Source organism: Leuconostoc lactis KCTC 3528 = DSM 20202 (assembly GCF_014651235.1).
Classification (GTDB): Bacteria; Bacillota; Bacilli; order Lactobacillales; family Lactobacillaceae; genus Leuconostoc; species Leuconostoc lactis.
Map to the genome: position 1 here is coordinate 93,417 of NZ_BMWM01000001.1, position 20,893 is coordinate 114,309.

General features: G+C 44.9%; 14 protein-coding genes and 1 tRNA gene. 2 read left to right on the top strand and 13 right to left on the bottom strand.

Going from position 1 to position 20,893, the window contains the following annotated elements; all coding sequences use genetic code 11:
- Positions 1 to 157: 157 nt before the first annotated feature.
- From IE039_RS00455 to glmS, 9 genes are all read right to left on the bottom strand, one after another.
- Positions 158 to 1,606: an RsmF rRNA methyltransferase first C-terminal domain-containing protein gene (locus IE039_RS00455; protein ID WP_010004080.1), complete on the bottom strand. Its 1,449-nt coding sequence runs from the start codon at positions 1,604 to 1,606 to the stop codon at positions 158 to 160.
- Positions 1,606 to 2,517, bottom strand: coding sequence for a ribokinase (gene rbsK, locus IE039_RS00460; RefSeq protein WP_189428578.1), 912 nt, complete (start codon positions 2,515 to 2,517; stop codon positions 1,606 to 1,608). The genes IE039_RS00455 and rbsK overlap by 1 nt, the downstream gene beginning before the upstream one ends.
- A gap of 172 nt (positions 2,518 to 2,689) precedes the next feature.
- Entirely contained in the window at positions 2,690 to 3,115 is a 426-nt protein-coding gene (locus tag IE039_RS00465) for a phosphate-starvation-inducible protein PsiE (protein WP_029509222.1), read from the bottom strand.
- 60 nt (positions 3,116 to 3,175) lie between these two features.
- Positions 3,176 to 7,489 carry a PolC-type DNA polymerase III gene (locus tag IE039_RS00470; protein WP_189428539.1) on the bottom strand — a complete coding sequence of 1,438 codons (4,314 nt, stop codon included), beginning with the start codon at positions 7,487 to 7,489 and terminating at the stop codon, positions 3,176 to 3,178.
- 57 nt (positions 7,490 to 7,546) lie between these two features.
- Positions 7,547 to 9,262, bottom strand: a complete 1,716-nt coding sequence (locus IE039_RS00475) for a proline--tRNA ligase (RefSeq protein WP_010005501.1) — start codon at positions 9,260 to 9,262, stop codon at positions 7,547 to 7,549.
- A 65-nt stretch (positions 9,263 to 9,327) separates the two neighbouring features.
- The gene (gene rseP, locus IE039_RS00480) at positions 9,328 to 10,581 is read right to left on the bottom strand and encodes an RIP metalloprotease RseP (RefSeq protein ID WP_189428540.1); all 1,254 of its coding nucleotides are present in this window, start codon (positions 10,579 to 10,581) and stop codon (positions 9,328 to 9,330) included.
- 3 nt (positions 10,582 to 10,584) lie between these two features.
- A complete protein-coding gene (locus tag IE039_RS00485) occupies positions 10,585 to 11,379 on the bottom strand; it encodes a phosphatidate cytidylyltransferase (RefSeq protein WP_189428541.1) in 795 nt (264 codons plus the stop codon).
- Between the two features lie 3 nt (positions 11,380 to 11,382).
- Positions 11,383 to 12,162, bottom strand: a complete 780-nt coding sequence (uppS, locus tag IE039_RS00490; RefSeq protein WP_010005452.1) for an undecaprenyl pyrophosphate synthase — start codon at positions 12,160 to 12,162, stop codon at positions 11,383 to 11,385.
- A gap of 110 nt (positions 12,163 to 12,272) precedes the next feature.
- A complete protein-coding gene (gene glmS, locus IE039_RS00495) occupies positions 12,273 to 14,078 on the bottom strand; it encodes a glutamine--fructose-6-phosphate transaminase (isomerizing) (protein ID WP_010005454.1) in 1,806 nt (601 codons plus the stop codon).
- Positions 14,079 to 14,288: 210 nt separating this feature from the next.
- Between glmS and ade the strand changes: the two genes are divergently transcribed.
- Positions 14,289 to 15,944 (top strand): adenine deaminase, encoded by a 1,656-nt coding sequence (ade, locus tag IE039_RS00500; protein ID WP_189428542.1) that lies wholly within the window; start codon positions 14,289 to 14,291, stop codon positions 15,942 to 15,944.
- Between the two features lie 2 nt (positions 15,945 to 15,946).
- Positions 15,947 to 16,438, top strand: coding sequence for a hypothetical protein (locus IE039_RS00505; protein ID WP_010005457.1), 492 nt, complete (start codon positions 15,947 to 15,949; stop codon positions 16,436 to 16,438).
- Between the two features lie 26 nt (positions 16,439 to 16,464).
- On the opposite strand, the gene IE039_RS00510 is transcribed toward IE039_RS00505, so the two are convergent.
- The 4 genes from IE039_RS00510 to IE039_RS00525 all read right to left on the bottom strand — a co-directional run bounded on the left by IE039_RS00510 (position 16,465) and on the right by IE039_RS00525 (position 20,792).
- Entirely contained in the window at positions 16,465 to 18,867 is a 2,403-nt protein-coding gene (locus IE039_RS00510; protein WP_189428543.1) for an FtsK/SpoIIIE family DNA translocase, read from the bottom strand.
- Between the two features lie 126 nt (positions 18,868 to 18,993).
- Positions 18,994 to 19,065 (bottom strand) — tRNA-Glu (locus IE039_RS00515).
- A 69-nt stretch (positions 19,066 to 19,134) separates the two neighbouring features.
- Positions 19,135 to 19,647, bottom strand: a complete 513-nt coding sequence (locus tag IE039_RS00520) for a tRNA (cytidine(34)-2'-O)-methyltransferase (protein ID WP_189428544.1) — start codon at positions 19,645 to 19,647, stop codon at positions 19,135 to 19,137.
- On the bottom strand, positions 19,644 to 20,792 hold the full coding sequence (locus tag IE039_RS00525) for an AI-2E family transporter (RefSeq protein ID WP_010006077.1): 1,149 nt from the start codon (positions 20,790 to 20,792) through the stop codon (positions 19,644 to 19,646). Before IE039_RS00525 ends, IE039_RS00520 begins: the two co-directional genes overlap by 4 nt.
- Positions 20,793 to 20,893: the final 101 nt, after the last annotated feature.

Consider the following 20,893-nt stretch of genomic DNA (forward strand, 5'->3'; position numbering starts at 1 on the left):
GTGAGGTATGCAAATGCATAGCACCGACCCCGTAATTTAAACTTCACGTTCACGCGACGTCAAACGTAACTGTAAAGACTAGAATCTATTATACGTGTTCTTTACTTAAGAACAAGGTCAAATCATGGGCTTGACATCACAAACAGTTGTTCGCTGTTTAATACATATCCGCTGCTAGCGTGGTATCATACGCTTTAACAGCAAAGCGTAGCCCCTTAGGGAAGAAGTTTTTAATTTGGCCATCAACGTACCGTCCCCAGCCCGCGCCATTACCATTGGCCGTCATTAAGACCCACCCTTTTTGTAAAGGTGCCGCTGGTCGAACCACATCACCATGGACAAATTGTGCCCAATCGTCAGGCGTCATGGCGTAAGTTTGACTGACTGCTTGTGGTGGCAAAGCCAAGGCTAGCGCATGCGCTGGCTCAAAGCGGTTTTTCTTAAACGTGCCCAACTCAAGTCCTAGTCGCAAAATTTTCATCCCTGAAATATCAGGTGTTCCCACTGGTGCCAGATAAAGTCGATCACCAAATAAGGTTAACGTGTGCTGGGTCATATCAAAGTCGGGTAGCGTTGTCGCCACAAAATCAGCAAAAATCTTTTCTTGGCTACGACTCAATGGTGTTGGCACTAACGGTTTAACGACCGCAGTTGTCGGCGTTGCGTCAGCGGCTTTTTCTAATTTGGCAGCAAAGTGGCCCTCACCTTGTAAGGCTTGTGGCCACAAACGAGCCGTCCCCTCAAGTACTGTGAGATCTGCTGTCGTTGATACGGTGGTTTGGCCATCAGTGTAAGCCTGATCAGCCCATGCTGGCCGACCATCTTGGACATGTGTATGGGCTGGTTTATCAATGGGTACAAGCTGCATTTCTGGATATTCTTGCATCAACCAGGCAATCATTTGTTCATCTTCTTCGGGCGCAAATGTGCACGTCGAGTAAACGATTTGTCCGCCTGGCCGAAGCATTTTCATGGCTTCGCGTAAAATCTCACGTTGTAAGTCAGCTAATTCTTGCGGGAAATCTTGGTGCCATTGTGCTACTGCGGCCGGATTTTTACGAAACATCCCTTCGCCAGAACATGGCGCATCCAGCAAAATTTTGTCAAAAAATTGTGGTAACTTGGCACTTAATTCAGCTGGTGCATGCGAGCTGACGATACTATTTTGCACGCCCATTCGTTCAATATTTTCACTTAAAACTTTGGCCCGATTCATAAAAATTTCATTGGCCCAAAGTAAGCCTTCCTGTTGCATAAAAGCAGCGAGATGTGTCGTTTTGCCACCAGGTGCGGCGGCCAAATCTAGCACCCGTTCACCAGGTTTTGGCTGTAAGACTTCGCCAACAAATTGTGCAGAGGGTTCCTGAGAGTAAACAACGCCAGTGACATGGTCAACACTGTGCCCAGAAACTGCCCCAAAATGGCCCCATTTACCGTACGGTACTAGCCCGTTATCTGGGGTGTCACTGACCACAGGATTGGCTTTTAACGGATTGACACGGTAGGCCTTTTGTACCTGGTCATCAAAAGTGTCAAAAAAAGCCGGCGCTTCATCGCCTAATAAATGCGTATATTTAGTTGTAAACGCTTCTGGTAATTGTTGCATTAGAACTGATCCACTTCTTCACGGGTTGGAATTGACGGAATGGCACCTGGTCGCGTAACGGCAATGGCACTGGCTGTGCTAGCACGATCAACGGCGTCGACTAAATTACTAAAATCGGCGGCAAGTTCACTCGCCAGGGTCCCAATAAAAGTATCCCCCGCTGCTGTCGTATCAACGGCCGCAACTTTTTTCGGCTTTGCCCACCAACGGTTGGCACCGTCAGCGATAAACGAGCCCGCTTCCCCCAGGGTAATAATACTGCGAGCTACCCCTGTTGCCAAGATGGCATCACTGACTTGATTCAACACCGCACGATCATTTTCAACAGTGATACCCGTTAACAATTGTGCTTCTGTTTCATTAGGCAAAATAATATCTGTCAAATTAGCCAAGGTTGGTGTGACCTCATAAACTGCTGGTGCAGGATTCAGCACAGTTTGCACATTGTGCGCCTTGGCCATTTTAAAAGCTGCTGTAATCACTGCCAATGGGACCTCAAATTGCGCAATCAACGTATCGGCTTGGGCAATCAGCTCCTCATCTAAATCATCAACGGTCAAGGCTTGATTGGCCCCACCATGAATCAAAATTGTATTGGCGCCGTTGTCTTGCAACATGATATAGGCTGAACCAGTTGGTACTGTTGCATTGGTTTGAATCGCCGCCACATCAACGGCTTGATCAGCTAAGGTTTGGCGCATAAAGTGGCCATTATTGTCCTGCCCTACTGCACCAATAAAGGCCACTTGAGCGCCTTGTCGGGCCGCTGCAACTGCTTGGTTGGCACCTTTGCCACCAGGTGCTGTTGTCACGTCTGTTAAAGCCATTGTTTCGCCAACTAATGGCATACGAGGCATCTTCATGATGCTATCAACGTTGAGACTCCCAAGGACAACAATTTTTTTCGTCATATTTTCATTTTGGTCTTCACGCGCGCGTGGCATATGTACAAGACAACCTGTACACATGGCATCTTTCTACCGTGAATGACTCTCCTCCGCGTATTTTCATCTCTTATCATACCATGTTTAAACCATGCAAAAAAGCACGGCAAGCCGTGCTTTTTGATTCAAAACTGACTGGTTAATGTGGTAGTTTCTGCTGTTTCCCTTTTTCACGGAAATAACGGTACACCGTCAAAGCAACCACTAAGATACCGATTGATAAGGCTAATAGCAACGTTTTCATCGTTTGATCATGATAAACCAAAATTGCCCGAATCAAGGCGGTCACCCCGATATAAAGAAAACTTTCCATCGAAATATGAGCGTCCTTGATAAAATATTCGCGGACCAAACTCATAAACTCAAAGAACAAGAAGACGGCAAGCGTGGCATCCGTAATTTGATTAAAGTGTGACCGCATATCCTCCACTGTCAGGAGTAAATGCGCTAAATTATAAATTTCACGCAACAAAAAGCCAAAAATCACAACCCCAATAATAATCATGAGGCTATTTAAGACATATTCAAAATAATTGGCCACTTTTTGGTGCCATTCGTGTTTCATATTACGCTCTCCGTCGTTGTTTAATGATGCGCCAACTGGCGCTTGGTGGTTCAAAAAATATTAAAAATCAAACAAATTCAATTGATTTTCGTCTGGCATACCATCTAAGACTGAATTTTTCGTCAAATAGTCAACGACTGTTTGGGAGACCTTCCCACGCTTTTTCAAATCTTCCTTACTCAAAAATGGCTTTTCTTGGCGCGCCACAATGATTTGCTTGGCCACGTTATCGCCCAAACTTGGCACTGCTGAGAACGGTGGAATTAGCGTGTCGCCATCAATCACCCACTCGCTGGCTTCTGACTTATATAAATCAACCATTGAGAAGGTAATCCCACGTTCTAAGGCTTCATTCGCCATCTCCAATACCGTCAAAAGGTTTTTGTCGCCCACCGTGGCATCATTGCCCAAGGCGCGTAAACGCTTTAACGCTTCTTTTGTCGCATTTTTACCACGACTCATGGCCACAATATCAAATTGATCAGCGCGGACTGAGAAGTAAGTCGCATAATAAATCGTTGGGAAATAAACCTTAAAATAGGCAATCCGTAACGCCATCAAAACATACGCCGCCGCGTGCGCCCGTGGGAACATATATTTAATCTTGAGCATCGATTGTATATACCATTCTGGAATCTTTGCTGCACGTAACTGGGCCTGATACTCATCCGTAATCCCTTTTCCTTTACGGACTTTTTCCATGACATTAAACGCATCAGCTGCTGGGAAGCCCCAGTTAATCAAATCCGTCATGATCTTATCACGGGTTCCAATCACGGTCCCAATCGTTGCTGTGCCGTTTTCAATCAATTCATTGGCGTTCCCTAGCCACACATCCGTGCCGTGTGACAAACCAGAAATTTGCAATAGTTCAGAGTAATTGTGGGGTTGCGTTTCTTCCAACATGCCCCGCACAAAGTTCGTCCCAAATTCAGGCAAACCAAGTGTGCCAGTTTTTGAGAAAATTTGTTCTGGCGTCACGCCTAACGCTTTTGGCGACGTAAACAGGCTCAAGACGCCAGGATCATTGACCGGAATTGATTGCGGATCAATCCCTGACATATCCTTTAACGTGCGTACCATCGTCGGATCATCATGCCCCAAAATATCCATTTTGAGCAAATTATCGTGAATCGAATGGTAATCCATGTGCGTTGTTTGCCACAATGATTTTTGATCATCGGCCGGATATTGAACCGGTGTGAAATCATAGACATCATATTCACGTGGCACAATCAAAATCCCACCTGGATGTTGCCCTGTTGTCCGCTTAACGCCAGTAATCCCCTGAGCCAAACGTTCTACTTCTGTCCCACGGTAATGCTTATCATGATCACGTTCATAACCTTTGACATAACCAAAGGCGGTTTTCTCCGCCACCGTCGCAATCGTGCCGGCACGGTACACATTGTGTTCACCGAACAAAACCTTCATGTAATTGTGTGCAATCGGTTGATAATCGCCCGAAAAGTTCAAATCAATATCTGGGACCTTATCCCCTTTGAAGCCCATGAAGGTTTCAAACGGAATATTTTGCCCATCGCCAATCAACATTTCACCAGGATGATTAGGGTCTGGCTTATCCGGCAAGTCATAGCCTGATTCATAAACTTTTGGATCAGCCAGCTCAAAGTAGTCACCATGGGCGCTGCGATAATGCGGGGCAAACGGATTAACTTCGGTAATCCCTGACATTGTCGCCACAAATGATGAACCGACTGAGCCACGCGAACCAACCAGATAACCATCTTTGTTGGACTTTTCAACCAAGCGTTGGGCAATCATATAGTGCGGCGCAAAGCCGTTACCAATAATGGCTTTTAATTCTTGGTCAATACGGGCTTGAATGACATCGGGAATGGGATCGCCGTACCATTCTTTAGCCGTTTCCAGTGTTCGACGGGTTAATTCCTCACCAGCGGTCGGAATATTGGGCGGGTACGACCCACTTTTTAGCGGCGCCACATCTTCTAGACTATCCGCAATCACATGCGTATTGTCAATCACAACTTTTTTCGCCAAGTCCTCACCCAAAAACGCATAATCGTCAAGTAGTTCTTGCGTTGTTTTGAAATGAAGTTCGGGTAAGGTTGTCCGATTTTGTGGGTTACCTGGCTGCGTGGCAATTAGGATTTGACGATAAATCCGATCTTCTGGATTCGTATACTTGATGTCGCCAGTAACGACCACCGGCTTATCCAATTCGTCACCAATCGCCACCATATCACGGAGAATATCGTGTAATTTATCGGTATCAGCAATCAAGCCTGATTCGATCATCGGTGCATAATTAGCAGTGGGCTGGATTTCAATAAAGTCATAATACGCCGCTTTTTCTAACGCTGCGTCATAACCTTTTTCAATTAGTGTGACAATCATATCACCGCCCGTATCACCCGTACCGACTAATAAGCCTTCTCGATGTTGTTCCAAAACGGAACGCGGAATACGTGGTACACGCGCAAAAAATTCAATATTTGAGCGCGAGACTAATTCATAAAGATGCTTTAAACCGACAGCATTTTTTACCAACAACGTGGCATGTACCGGTCGGCCATGTTTCCAAGCATCCCCTTCCGTCATATGATCATTGAGCTGTTGATGGCTGGTCAAATCATAGTGTTCTTTGGCCTCTTTCATCAACCGCCATGCAATATGTCCGGTCGTTTCCGAATCGAAAATGGCTCGGTGCGCTTGTTCGAGATTGATATTAAAGCGCTTGGCGATTGTCCCTAATCGGTAAGATTTGTAATCAGGGTAAAGCCAGCGCGTGAATGGCAAGGTATCAATCACTGGATTGCTAATGGCTGGTTTTTGATAACGCGCATACGCAGCGTTCATAAACCCAATATCAAACGTCACATTGTGTCCGATCAGCACCGCATCCCCAACCCAATCGCGGAAACGTTGGATGACGTCACTTTCTGGATCGGCATTGGCAACCATCGAATCCGTAATTGATGTCAGTTCAGTCGTAAATTCTGACAAGGGAAAACCAGGATTGATGTATTCAGAGAATTGATCCACCACATTCCCAAGTTGCATTTTAACCGCGGATAATTCAATGATTTTATCCGTTACGGCTGAAAGTCCCGTGGTTTCCAAATCGAAAGCGACAAAAGTTGTCTCTGGTCCAAGTAATGGCACATCAGCTAGATTAAAGGCAATCGGTTCCCCATCTTCAACTAAATTCGCTTCCATCCCATAAATCATTTTGAGATCATTTTTCTTGCCGGCAGCCACGGCTTCTGGAAAGCCTTGCACATTTGCTGTATCAACCACACCTAACGCTGTTTGGCCCCAACTTTTGGCTAACTTGGCTACTGCGCCATAGTCGGTTACCGCATCCATCGTTGACATATTGGTATGCACATGCAACTCGATATGCTTTTTATCATCTGGATAGTTGTCAACGCGACTCTCATGGTCAATCACTTGCAAATCGTAAATGTTCATCACCAATTCACGCGCATAAGTGTCTTCTTGTACATTACCAGACAACCGTACCCACATGCCGGCTTTTAGCCCGTCAAAAACAGCTTCGTCCGTTTCATTATTTGAAAACTTCTTGGCTGCAATCGAGCTCGAATAATCTGTCACTTTGATCGTCATGAGCTTACGCCCAGAGCGCAACTCACGTACTTCATGTGCAAAGATATAGCCTTCGATCACCACCCGATTTTCTTCACCTTCAATCGTCTCAAGACGCGTGATGTCAGCATCAGCAGCGATTTTACGTCCCAGTGTCAACGGCACCCCTTCAGATGAAGCCTTGGGTTTAGCTTGTTCAGTTGCTTGAATGGCTTTTTGTAAATCTTCTTGCGCTTTGGCATGGTGTTGGGCAACACTTTCAGCAATTTGTTGGGCTAAAGCTTCGTCTTGTTGCGGTGTCAACAGTAACTCTGGGAAGCCATAACGACGATAGGCCTGACTAATTGACTGCAAGGCCGTATCGGTCAGCGCGTTATACAATAACTGTGCGCCGACGGCAATCCCAAAATGTTGAGCATCAATTTGGCGTAACATCGTATTACTCGTTAATTGTTGACTCGCCGCGTGATTTAAGTCCGAGTCAGCTAAGGCAATATGCCAATATTGATTGACTTGTGTTGCATCAATGGTTTGGACAGGTGTCTCAATATTTAATTGGGTCTGTGCAATATTGGTAAACGCCGCTTGTAATTGTTGCCGAAATTGCATGAAGACATGGACCGGTAAAATGTCGTTTAATACGATATGAAAAGTCCACGTTTTGGCTTGTTTGGCGACGGTGACTTGCTTCAAACGTCCCTCAGCAAAAAATGGTTGCACATCATCAGCCAGCTGAATTTGTGAGATGAGATGTTGCAGTTGTTCTTCTTGGGATATTGCCATGGTTCCCCCTTCTTTTACTGATTAAAAAAGCCGATCAAATCGGCCTTTTGTGCGTGATTATTTATCGCCATTTAACAAAACTGAAACTGAGTCGACCACTTCACTGACCCGCATTTCAATGTTTGTGTTGCTTGCACGTACTTTAACTTCGACAACGTCTTCGGCGGCTTTTTTACCGACTGTGATACGGATTGGCAAGCCAATCAAATCAGCATCGGCAAATTTAACGCCCGCACGTTCCTTACGATCATCAACCAAGACATCAAGCCCTTGTGCCGTTAATTCAGCTTCCAATTGGCTGGTAATACGTGCTTGATCTTCATCTTTCAAGTTCACTGGCACAATGTGCACATCAAATGGTGCAACACTTGCTGGCCAAACCAACCCGTCTTCGTCGGCCATTTGTTCAGCAATCGCACTTAACAAACGTGACACACCAATTCCATATGAGCCCATGATCATATCAATTTGACGACCATTTTCATCAAGAATTTGGGCACCCATTGTCTTTGAATAACGTGTTCCAAGCTTGAAAATGTGGCCAATTTCAATGCCGCGGGTGAACACCAAGTGACCCTTGCCATCAATGGCTAAATCACCCTCACGTGCAGTACGGAAATCACCAACATTTTCTGGGTCCAGTACCACATCACGTTCCCAATTAATGTTAACGTAATGCTTGCCATCTTCATTAGCACCAGCCGCAAAGTTAACCAAATCAGCAGCTCGTTCATCGACTAACAAACGGACATTTTCTGGTAAGTTCACTGGTCCTAATGAACCAAATCCAGCCCCAATTAAGTCACGCACTTGCGCTTCATCCGCTAGTTCAAGCGTGTCGGCTTGCAAGAAGTTTTGTACCTTCACATCGTTGACTTCATAATCACCAGTTGTCACAACTGCAACTAATTCACCATCAGCAATAAAAGTAATGGTCTTAGCCAATTCTGATGCTGGCACTGACAATAATGCTGACAATTCATCAATTGTCTTTTCATTTGGTGTATCAATTTTTTCCAATGGCAAAGGTTCAACAGTTGACACTTGACGTTCGTAGTAATCTTTTGCCATTTCTAAGTTCGCTGCGTAGTCTGACGCATCAGAATAGGCAATGATGTCTTCACCAGCTGCCGCAGGTGCTGAGAATTCTTTAGAATCTGACCCACCCATGGCTCCGGCATCGCCAACGATTGCACGGTATGACAACCCAATGCGGTCAAAAATAGCCGTGTAAGCCGCTTCCATATCGTGATAAGCTTGGTCCAAACCAGCTTGATCTGCACTAAATGAATACGCATCCTTCATAATGAATTCACGTGTCCGCAACAAGCCAAAACGTGGGCGGTTTTCATCACGGAACTTTGCTTGCAATTGGTACACGATTAATGGCAATTTCTTATATGACTTGATGTCATCCGCCATCAGTTGCGTAAAGGTTTCTTCATGGGTTGGCCCCAAAATAAAGTCACGTGCTTGGCGGTTTTTGAACTTGTACAAGGCTGGCCCATAAGTTTCATAACGCCCTGACTTTTCCCATAATTCTGCTGGTAAAATTTCCGGTACCAACATTTCATTGGCATCAATCCGGTCCATTTCCTCGCGAATAATGGCTTCAATTTTATTCAATACCCGTTGCGCTAATGGCAAATAGGCAAACATCCCTGCTGCCACTGGGCGAATAAAGCCCGCTTTGAGTAAGAGTTGGTGACTTTTGACTTCCGCATCAGCTGGTACTTCGCGTAAAGTTGGCATTAATAGTTTAGATTGTTTCATGAGAATCCTCGTTTTTCCTTTTACAGTATGTACGGCGCAAAGCGCCTTGTTATTTGAATAACTATTTATCTAAGTAAATCATTAATGGTTACCGCGACCAGCAAGACCACCATAAAGGCTGCCCCAGCAACGGTTACCGCATTTTCGATATTTTCTGGTAATGGTCGCCGCCAAATGGCTTCAATCAAATTCAAGAGCAACTTGCCGCCATCTAAGGCCGGAATTGGAATCAAATTCATCATCCCTAAATTAATCGATAGCATCGCCATATAAACCAAAATATTTAAGAAACCAGTTTTGGCAACCGTTGAGGTTGTCTTCGCAATGGCTACTGGCCCCCCGAGTTTGTTGAGGTTAAAGCCACCACTGAACAAATGGGTGATGGCATACCAGATGCGCTGCGTGGTACTACCAGTTGCTAATATACCATACTTTAGGCGTGCGCCAAAGTCGGTATACGTTTTTGGTGTCACGCCAATTAAACGCGTCGTCACCCCGTCAACTTGGACTTGCTTGGGGGTCAACGTCAGTGTTGCTGGCTTACCCTGCCGTAGCACGGATAGGGTTAACTTTTGACTGGTTGACTGACTAATGGTTGTCGCTAATTGTTCCCAAGAATGGATCTTTTGGCCATTAATCGTTTGCACTTGATCATTTGGCCGTAGCCCAGCTTGTTGCGCTGGCATGTTAGGCTGGACTGTCCCAATGATTGGTTGATTCAAGGTTACACTTGGCTGTAAGAAGCCGAGTAAACAAAAAACAACCAAAGCTAAGACAAAATTCATGACTGGTCCTGCAACGTTGATCAAGGCCCGTTGATAAACTTTAGCACTTTGTACCCAAGTATCACGCGGCGCAATTTGTACGGCGATGCCTTGTTTATCAATGATGGTTGCATCATGGTCAACGTTGACCGTCACCATATCAGATTCGTCTGCACGGTAGCCCGTCAATGTGAGCGCATCAGTCAAATCAAATCGATCGATTTGAAACGGTACCCCCTCGCCCAATTCCTCAATACGGGTGTCAATTGTGGTCACAATGCCTTGCGCATCAAAAATTAAACGAACGCGTTGACCTGCATCTAAGTCGGGTGTTTCATCCATCCCAGCCATCCGTACATAACCACCAACCGGTAAAACACGAATGGTATAAGTTGTATGGTTGCGACGCCAACTGAGTAATTTAGGCCCCATCCCGATCGCAAATTCACGGACAAGCACCCCAACTTTTTTAGCGGCAATAAAATGGCCAAATTCATGAACGGTCACCAAGACCCCAAAAATAACAATAAAAGCAATGATGGCTGTTAAATTCATAAGTTATCCTAACATGCCCAAAAGTGACATCAATGGCATCACAATCAACATTGAATCAAAACGATCCAAAATGCCACCGTGACCAGGCAAAATGTGGCCTGAATCTTTCACACCATAGTGACGCTTAAAGGCTGATTCAATCAAATCACCAAGCTGACCCGCAATTGATAAGAGCACCGTAAAGGCCAACAATTCAATAAAATTATAAGCAGGTAACCAGTGGCAAATCGTGTACAACGCTGGGACAATGATGACGGCAACAACACTACCACCAATTGACCCTTCCCATGTTTTGTTGGGGCTAATTTTAGGGGCCAGCTTGTGCTTGCCAATCGCCCGACCCACCATGTATGCCCCTGAGTCAGTAATCCAAACAATCAACATCCCAAACATCACCGTCGCTAAGCCAACGCTATCTGCTTGATAGAAATAATGGAAGCCAGTCCCAATATAAAGCATGGCCAGTGTCAAAGCGCCCGCATCATCGAAATTAAAATGATTACGCACAATGATGGTATTGAGCAACATGAGGAACGCTAGAATATAGAAAACAACATGCGCACTTTGGACAACCGGTACCCCTTGCCAAAATTGATTAGGTAAGATCAAGGCAACCACCCCAACAAAGGCAATCAAGGCTTCAATCGAGACCAATAAACGATGTTTCATGCGTAGGATTTCGCTCATACCAACAATGCCCATTGCCAAAGTTAACAAAAGTAGCGGAATACCGCCAATAATCAAGAGTGGTACAAATACAATTAAGGCCACAACGGCCGTGATGACACGTGTTTTCATATCTTAGGACTCACTTTCATACGTCTCATTTAAACCGCCAAAGCGACGGTCACGTCGGGTAAACGACGCAATAGCCTCCAGCAAATCGTCAGCCGTATAGTCCGGCCACAAAACATCCGTAAAATAAAGTTCGGCATAAGCTGCTTGATAAGGCATAAAATTACTCAAACGCAGTTCGCCTGACGTTCGAATTAACAAATCAGGTGCGGCAAGCGCCCCTAAAGCAGCCGTTTGTAAGGCCGCGGAGAAAGTCTCAGGGGTAATATCAGCCGGATCAAGGTCGCCAGCTGACACTTGTTGTGCCAATTGTTTAGCTGCTTCAACAATTTCAATTTGCCCACCGTAGTTCAGTGCGAAATTTAACACCATGCCGGTACCACCAGCAGTTTGCGTGATGGCATTTTGAACCGCCCGCTGTGTGCCTTCCGGTAACTGGGCAATATTCCCCATCACTTCGACGCGAATATTATTTTTAATCAAATCCGGGACAAAATCATTGAAAAAATCAATGGGTAGCTGCATTAAAAAGTTCACTTCGTCATTAGGTCGTGACCAATTTTCCGTTGAAAAAGCGTAAAGTGTCAAGACTTTAACGCCAAGATCACTGGCTGCTGTTGCAATCCGCTTAACGGTATTCATCCCAGTTTTATGACCCGCAATCCGCGGCATCATGCGTTTTTTAGCCCATCGACCGTTACCATCCATGATGATGGCAATATGGTCAGGAATTTTAAGTTGTGCTGGTACAACTTTAGGATCTGTTTTTGTTTTAAAAAGCGCCAAGAGGCCCCCTCCTTCATGCGCAAAAGCGCAATGGTATCTCATTTATTTTACCAGATGTCTTGTCTTGGCACAAAAAAACGTGATAAGAATTTTCTTATCACGTTTCGGACTTATTGCACTGTCACTGACTTCGCCAAGTTACGTGGGCGGTCAACGTCCAAACCACGATCAAGCGTTGCATAATAAGCAATCAATTGTGCTGGAATCACCACCAACAATGGCATCAAAAGTTCATTAACTTCTGGCAAAACGTAGGCATCCCCTGGCTTTGCTAATGACTTTGTCGCAAAGACAATTGTGTTTGCCCCACGGGCTGCAACTTGTGCAATTTCACCACGCACAAGACCAGCTGTTTTCGCTTGTGTTAACAAAGCAAAGACTGGTTTGCCTTCTTCAATCAATGAGATTGTCCCGTGCTTTAATTCACCAGCAGCAAATCCTTCTGTTTGCACGTATGAAATTTCCTTCAACTTCAAGGCTGCTTCAACGGCAACTGCGGCATCCAAACCACGACCAATGTAAAAGGCTGAATGACGACCACGCAAAGCTGATTCAGCAATTGCCTTGAATTCATCTTTTTGATCGATGATGACTTGCATTTCAACTGCCACCTTCGCCAATTCATGCTTCAAGTCAAGGCCGCTGTCACCTACGGCATGGGCCAAAATGGCTTCCACAATAATTTGGGCTGTATAAGCCTTTGTTGAGGCCACGGCAATTTCTGGGCCCGCCAACAATGGCAAGGCAAAGTCAGCTTCACGTGTCAAAGTTGAATTCATCACGTTAGCAATGGTTAATGAGCCATAACCTTGCTTGATCACGTTATCCAACACTTCACGAGAGTCGGCTGTTTCTCCTGATTGACTCAAGAAAATAAAGAATGGCTTCTCGCTCAACAAAGGTTGGTCATAAGCAAATTCTGAAGCAATGTGAACTTCCGTTGGCTTACCAGTCCATTGTTCAAAGTAACGCTTGCCAACCAAACCAGCGTGGTAAGACGTTCCAGCAGCGACAATATAAATACGGTCAGCGGCCTTCATAGCGTCAATAATGGCTGGATCAATATTTTGAATTTGGTTGTTGTCATCAAAATAATATTGTGACAATGAACGCGCTACCACAGCTTGTTCATCAATTTCTTTCAACATGTAGTAAGGATAAACACCCTTATCTGTTTCTGAAGCATCAATGTCAATGTGGAAAGGTTCACGTGAGATTTCGTTACCTTCAGCGTTGAACAATGTCACGGCATCCTTATCGATGACTGCAATTTCACCATCCACCAATTCGATGAAGTCTTTCGTCACATCAAGCATGGCAGCAGCATCTGATGTCACCACGTTGGCTTCTTCAGATACACCAATCAACAATGGTGACTTCTTCTTGGCTGCATACATCACATCTGGTGTTTCACGATCCATCAACAAGAAGCCATAAGCTGAGTTTTCATTCAACAAGCTAATCATTTGACGGAAGGCATCGAGTGTTGATAAGTTGTTTTCTTTTGAGAACTTATCAATCAATTGCACCGCAACTTCAGTATCAGTTTGTGAATGCAACTTCACGCCTTGCAAATACTTTTCACGTAATTCATCATAGTTTTCAATCACGCCATTGTGGACCAAATAGAAACGGCCATCTTCTGACATATGTGGGTGAGCGTTTTCAACAGAAACACCACCATGGGTTGCCCAACGTGTGTGGGCGATACCAGCAGTTCCAGCAATGCCTTGGTCTTTCGTTGCTTCTTCTAACTTGGCAACGCGTCCTTGTTCGCGAACCAAATAGTCACCAGCTGATCCGTTGCTGACATAGACACCAGCTGAATCATAACCACGATATTCAAGCTTTTCCAAGCCTTTTAACAAGTTTGGCAACACTTGGTTCACACCAGTATATCCAACAATTCCGCACATAGTTTATTTACCCTCTTTATAAAATTGGTCAATACGTTATATTAACCTAACATCCACTATTCTACGGCAATACTTTTGTTTTGTCAATAAATTTTAAAAATTGGTCTAGTTGAAATCAAGACTGAAATCGACTGCTATCACCCCAATATTCCAGGCTGCATCGCCGCCCATTTGTGGTAAACTATTAAAAAATTGAAAGCGAGTGTTATTGTGGCAAAAACCGTGTCATGGCATATTATTAACGCCAAAATATTAGATGTCTTCAACTTAACTTTTGATGAAACGGAACTCTGGATTGATGATCAAAAAATTGTCTATCGCGGACAACGTTCCGACTTACAGGCCGCACATACTTATGATGCCAAAGGCCAATATATTGTTCCTGGTCTCATTGATGCCCACGTCCATATTGAAAGTTCATTACTCGCCCCCAGTGAATTTGGTAAGCTGGTCATCCCACGTGGGGTGACGCGTATTTTTGCTGATCCGCATGAAATTGCGAGTGTTTCCGGCGTTTCCGGCATTCAATATATGTTAGAAGAAGCGCGTCAGTCACCACTACACATTCATTATATGCTCCCGTCTTCTGTGCCAGCGACGCCGTTTGAACACGCCGGCGCCAAGCTACATGCCGATGCGCTTAAACCTTTTTATAGTGTGCCTGAAGTTAACGGCTTGGCTGAAGTCATGGATTTCCCAGCGGTCTTTAATGAAGATAGTGACATGCACCAAAAGATTCGCGACGCCCAAGCCGCGGGTAAACAGGTCGATGGTCACGCGTCCGGCCTTTCTCGCGAACAGCTGGCGATTTATCGTAAGTACGGGATTAGTACCGATCACGAAAGTGAAAATGCTAAGCAAGCATTGGAACGTTTGAACGCTGGTTTTGCTGTTTTTGTCCGTGAAGGCACCGTTGAACGTGATGAATTAGCGATTTTACCTGCAATCACCACGGCTAACCAATCCCATTTTGCGTTTGCAACCGATGATAAAACTGCCAATGACCTGCAACGTGAAGGCTCAATTGACTTTAATGTCCGCTTAGCAATTCAAAACGGCATGTCGCCTGCCATGGCCTTTACGATCGGCAGTTACAACGCCGCCAAAGCTCAAGGATTAACTGATGTTGGCGCCCTCACTGATGGGTTTGTCGCCGATTTGGTCATTATCGATCAATTAAACGACTTTACCGCCCAAAAAGTCATGGTTAACGGCCAATGGTATAACGAAGCCGAAACCACAGTGCTACCCCTGGCCAATCAGTCACTCAACTTCACCTTAACAGCGGCAGATTTGGCACTACCTTTGGATCCCGAAAAACCAGCTCATGTGATTGGCATTATGCCGCATCACATCACCACAACACATCTGGTTGAAAACGTGCCAACCGTTGATGGTCAGTTTGTCGCTGATGAAACCTACGTTAAAATTGTCGTTGCTGAGCGTTATCACAACCTCGGTCACGGGGTGGGTATCATTAAAGGGCTGCACTTAAAAAGTGGCGCGATCGCTTCAACCATTGCCCATGATTCACATAACGTGATTATTGCTGGCACTAATGATGAGGATATGATTTTGGCAGCCAACACACTGCGTGACATGGGCGGTGGTGAAGTGGTGGTGCACAACGGCCAAGTCACCACTTTAACCTTGGCAATTGGTGGTTTAATGTCAGAAGCGCCCTATCAAACTGTGATTGAAAATGATCACAAACTGCAAGCGGCTTTTGCTGAACTCAGCGACATTCCGTTTGATCCGTTTTTGACCCTTTCCTTTATGGCATTACCCGTTATTCCAAGCCTCAAAATCACCGATCAAGGCTTATTCGACTTTAACCGTTTCTCATTTATTACAATTCAGGATTAATTATGAAAACATACAGCATTTCACCAGAACACTTATTAAAAATTTTTCTCGGTCAACCCGACAAACTTGACATTGATGACACTGGTCTTATACTACTGGCTGCCAATAAAAATGACCAGCCCAACCTCCCATCAGAAATGGCGGGCGGCATTGTGTATTTAGAAAATCACCAACCAACCTTGGTCTCATTGGTCCATCCATTTGCCGTCCCCGAACAAGCCGGCGTCTTTGAAACGGATGATCAACTCATTCATCGTGAACCCATTAACTGGTTTGGGCCACAAGCTATTGTGGTTGAAAAAAAGTTACAAGACTTTGCCAAACAATATGATGGCCCACGTACCGATAACGGGCAAATTCCCCGCGCCTATATTCCCGATAAAATTACTGAACCCGCAATTTTATCAGATCGCTATTGGCAAGACTATGCTAAGTTTGTCAATGATCCAGACGGTCAGTTTCAAGCGCAAATTAAACCCCTCTTTAACGACTAAAAAAGATCGACTTGCGTCGATCTTTTTTAGTGTTCTACACCGGAGCTACCATCACTAATATTGACATGTCGTGGTTTAGAACCTTCGGCAGGCCCAATATAACCACCTGCTTCAAGGTCATCAATCAAGCGAGCTGCGCGATTATAACCAATACGGAAACGTCGCTGCAATAATGAAGTAGAGGCTTTTTGTTGTTCAATAATGAACTGTAAAGCTTCTTGGAACAACTCATCTTCACTATTGCCTGCACCGCTACCATCACCCGCATCTTGGGCAATTTCTTCATCGGTTACTGTCATGGCTTCTGAATACTGAACTTCTTGTTGCGCCTTGACAAAGGATACCACGTTCGTCACGTCAGTGCTACTAATAAAGGCCCCTTGGACACGCTGTGTTGGCTTACCTGGTGGGGCAAAAATCATATCGCCACGTCCCAACAATTTTTCAGCCCCGTTTGTATCTAAAATCGTGCGTGAATCAATACCAGAGGCTGTTCTAAAGGCGATACGCCCTGGAATATTACTTTTAATAGTACCGTTAATGACTTTAACATCTGGTCGCTGAGTGGCCAAAATCATGTGAATCCCAGCCGCACGCGCCTTAGCACCCAGACGTGCAATGGACACTTCAATTTCGGAACCGACGGTACTCATCAAATCCGCAAATTCATCGACAATCGCGACAATATAAGGCATTTTTTGCATCACAGCTGCGCCAGTTGTCTTGGCTTCCGTATTTTGTTGCTCGACCGCCGCATTGTATTCGCCAATGTTACGCTTCCCAAATTGGGCGAGCAACTTATAGCGATTTTCCATTTCGTCCACCACTTTTTGGAGTGAACGCGCCGCTTTGCGCGGATCAGACACCACCGGTGTCAACAAATGTGGAATCCCATTATAAATTGACAATTCAACCACTTTGGGATCGACCATCATCAACTTGACTTCGTTTGGCTTCGCTTTCAGCAAAATCGAAATAATAATCCCATTTAACCCAACCGACTTACCCGAGCCAGTTGAACCAGCGATCAGCAAATGCGGCATGTCGGCTAGATTAGCCATAATGATATTACCGGTCACATCGCGCCCCAATGGGACATTTAATGGATGACCATCATCCTTTGGCGCCTGTTCAATCATATCGCGGAAGCCAACTGTGGCTTGCGTGTCATTAGGCACTTCAATACCAACATAAGGTTTTCCCGGAATTGGGGCTTCAATACGAATAGACTTGGCTGCTAAGGCCAATGCTAAATCATCGGCCAAATTGGCAATTCGATTAACCTTAACCCCTTGACCTGGTTTCAATTCATACTGGGTCACAGTTGGCCCAAGTGACACACTCGTTACTTCTGCTTCAACACCAAAGCTTAACAGCGTATCATGCACGAGACGTGATTTTTCTGTCAAACTTTGGAATTCCATAGTCTGATCAGTTGGCGATACTTTGGTTAACAAATCAGCCGTTGGCAATTCATAATCTGGATTATCTTGCCCTGACGTTTCCGTCGCCAAAGCCAATGGCTCATCATCATCGCCTGCATCAGACACTGATGCCGGTGCGCTTGCTGGCTTAGGGGTCGACACAGCTGGTGCCGGCGTTGGTGCTGTTTCAGTCGGCGCCACTGGTCCCTGCCATTTAATTTCCGGTTCGACAAATTCAGTGGCCGGCGCGGTAGCGGGTGGTACCACTGGATCAACTGTGGCAGTTTTGGTTGTTTTCACACCTAATGGATCATCGCCAAAGTCCGTAATGCTCTTTTTGGGACGTTCCCGCCGTTTAAACAAAGGTTCACGTGGTGGCATGTTCGCGCGCTGTTCTTGCACATAGGCCACCCCATTTTGTGCTTTTTCAATCCCTTTCTGCGTTAAATCACGCGCCGGAATTCTAAAGAAAATAATCACGCCGCTCAACAGTAAGATTAGGGCAAGCAGCCAAGTCCCAATATTAGCGACTAATGTAAAGCAGCCATTATAGAGTATGGCACCAACTACCCCACCACCAACGGGGGTATTGGCAGATTTATTAGCAAAATCTTGACCAAGCAATGTCACCACCGTTTGGACATAGCCATTGCTGTTTTTCACGGTATAGGTAAAAAATAGCAACGACGATAATGTTAACAGTGCGACAAACGCCATGATGGCCCCCAGCAAAAAATGCCGCGGGATACGCGGTAGCCGCTTATAAATCATCACATAGCCCAGAAGTACCGTCAGTGGCACGAGTACACCGAGATACAAATTACCAAATCCCAGACGGAAAACATTGGCCACGTAGGCACCTAGCAACCCCAATTTAAACGTTCCCATAACGCCTAAAAAGATGCTTAAAAGCAAGGCAATGTTTTTGCCAATCACAGCATTCATGCTTTTTTTTCGAGTTGATGCAGTTGTGCGTCGGCGTTGCGGTGTTTTACGAGTTGCCAAAATCCATACCCTCTAAATCTGATCGTTATGTCTTTTATTTTATCATGAAACCAAATCAAACTGGTGTTCGCTTTTAATGATTGTCCTGAAAACATAAAAAGCCGCAACCGAAGTTGCGACTTGATATAGCTCGTGAGAGAATCGAACTCTCGATTCCGCCGTGAAAGGGCAGCGTCTTAGCCACTTGACCAACGAGCCATGGTCAGTGTGTTTCATAACTGAAACAACTATATTATAGTAGCAAGATTTTCGCCCCTTGTCAACACTTTATTTCAATTTATCTTGTTCGTAAGTGTGCGTTGTTTCCAAATTCGGGAAACTTTGTTGACGCAATGCCTCATATAAGACAATTGCCACAGTATTTGATAAGTTTAATGACCGAATATGCGTGTCATCTTGTGGAATACGAATCGCTTTATCTGGGTTTTGGCGCATAAAGACTTCTGGCAAGCCAGTCGTTTCTTTACCAAAGAGGAAATAATGATCGCCATCAGTCACCGAATAATCAGGTTTGGTATAGTCGTAGTTCGCAAACTTTGAAACTAAATAGAGATGATCCGTCTCACGCAAGGTGTCCAGAAAGTCTGGGAGACTATCATGCTTGACCAATTGGACATGTTCCCAGTAATCCAATCCGGCACGCTTCACATGCTTATCATCTAATTCAAACCCTAAAGGCTCAATCAGATGTAACACGGCATCCGTTCCCGCAGTCGTTCTGGCAATATTACCAGTGTTAGCCGGCATTACCGGTTCAAATAACACAATATGATTTGTCATTGTTCTACTTCTTCCGTTCCTTCTTTAAATAAGGCAGAGTTACTACGCCACCATGTATAAATTCGTGTCACAAGGACTTTGAGGACTGCGTAAGTTGGTACACCCAAAATCACGCCGAGCACCCCAAAAATATGCGCACCAGTTAACAATACCACAATAACGGTCACTGGATGAATCGCCAAGGCATCCCCTAAAATTTTAGGCGCAATCACATGCCCTTCAATTGGCTGTTCAATCACGAGCACAATAATCGCCAAAATGAGCAGTTTAGGCCCACCAGCAATGAGGGCCACAATGAAAACAGGCACCTGAGCCAAAATCGAGCCGACGTATGGAATCATATTGAAGAAACCCGCCATCATCGCCAGTAAAATCCCGTAAGGCAAGCCAATAATCGTATAGCCAATCCCAAACATAATCATGACAGCCAAGCCCACACCCAATTGTCCACGAATATATTTAGCAATTTGCTTACTGATATCGGTTAATAATTCTCGTAATGAGTGCTGTGCTTTCGGTGGGAACTTTTCAGCAACAAAGCCTGAAAACTTATGCCCATCTAGCAACATATAGTACAAAATAAACGGTGTCGATACGGCTGTAATCCCAACTGATGTCAGCGTTGACGCCAGTGAGCTAATACCAGCCACCCCTGTGGTCAGGTATTTTTTACTCCAGTCAATCACATTTTGATTAATGCCAGTGTTGGTATTATTTAAGAATTCCCGTACCGGTTTAAATTGGCTGGACTTAAATGTTTCATTAATAAAGTTTTGACTGGTATGCCAATAATTTGGCCAATTGTCAATAAATGTCATGACTTGAAAGCGCAAAACAACGACTAACATCGTGATTAAGCCAGCAGCGAGCCCAATAATGGCAATTAATATCAGGCCAATTGCCAACGCTCTTGGAATATGGGTGTAACGCGTGAGCATTTTGACCAAAGGACTTAACAGATAATACAAGACCCCAGCGATTAAAATTGGTGCCCCAACAGCTGTAAACAAGGCACGAATAGGCTCCAAAATAAACCGCACTTGCCAACTCAAAAAAATAATCAATAAAACCAGTAGAATTACCACTAACCCGTTCAATAAGTTATTACCTGATAGCCAGCGTCGATACCATGATTGTTCTCTCATTCTAGCTCTTAACCTCCAATCTCGTGTAACCGTTTTGCAACAGTTGCGTTAGTTTGTCAACGACAAATTACTATTACTACCATAGTACCATATTTAAATGG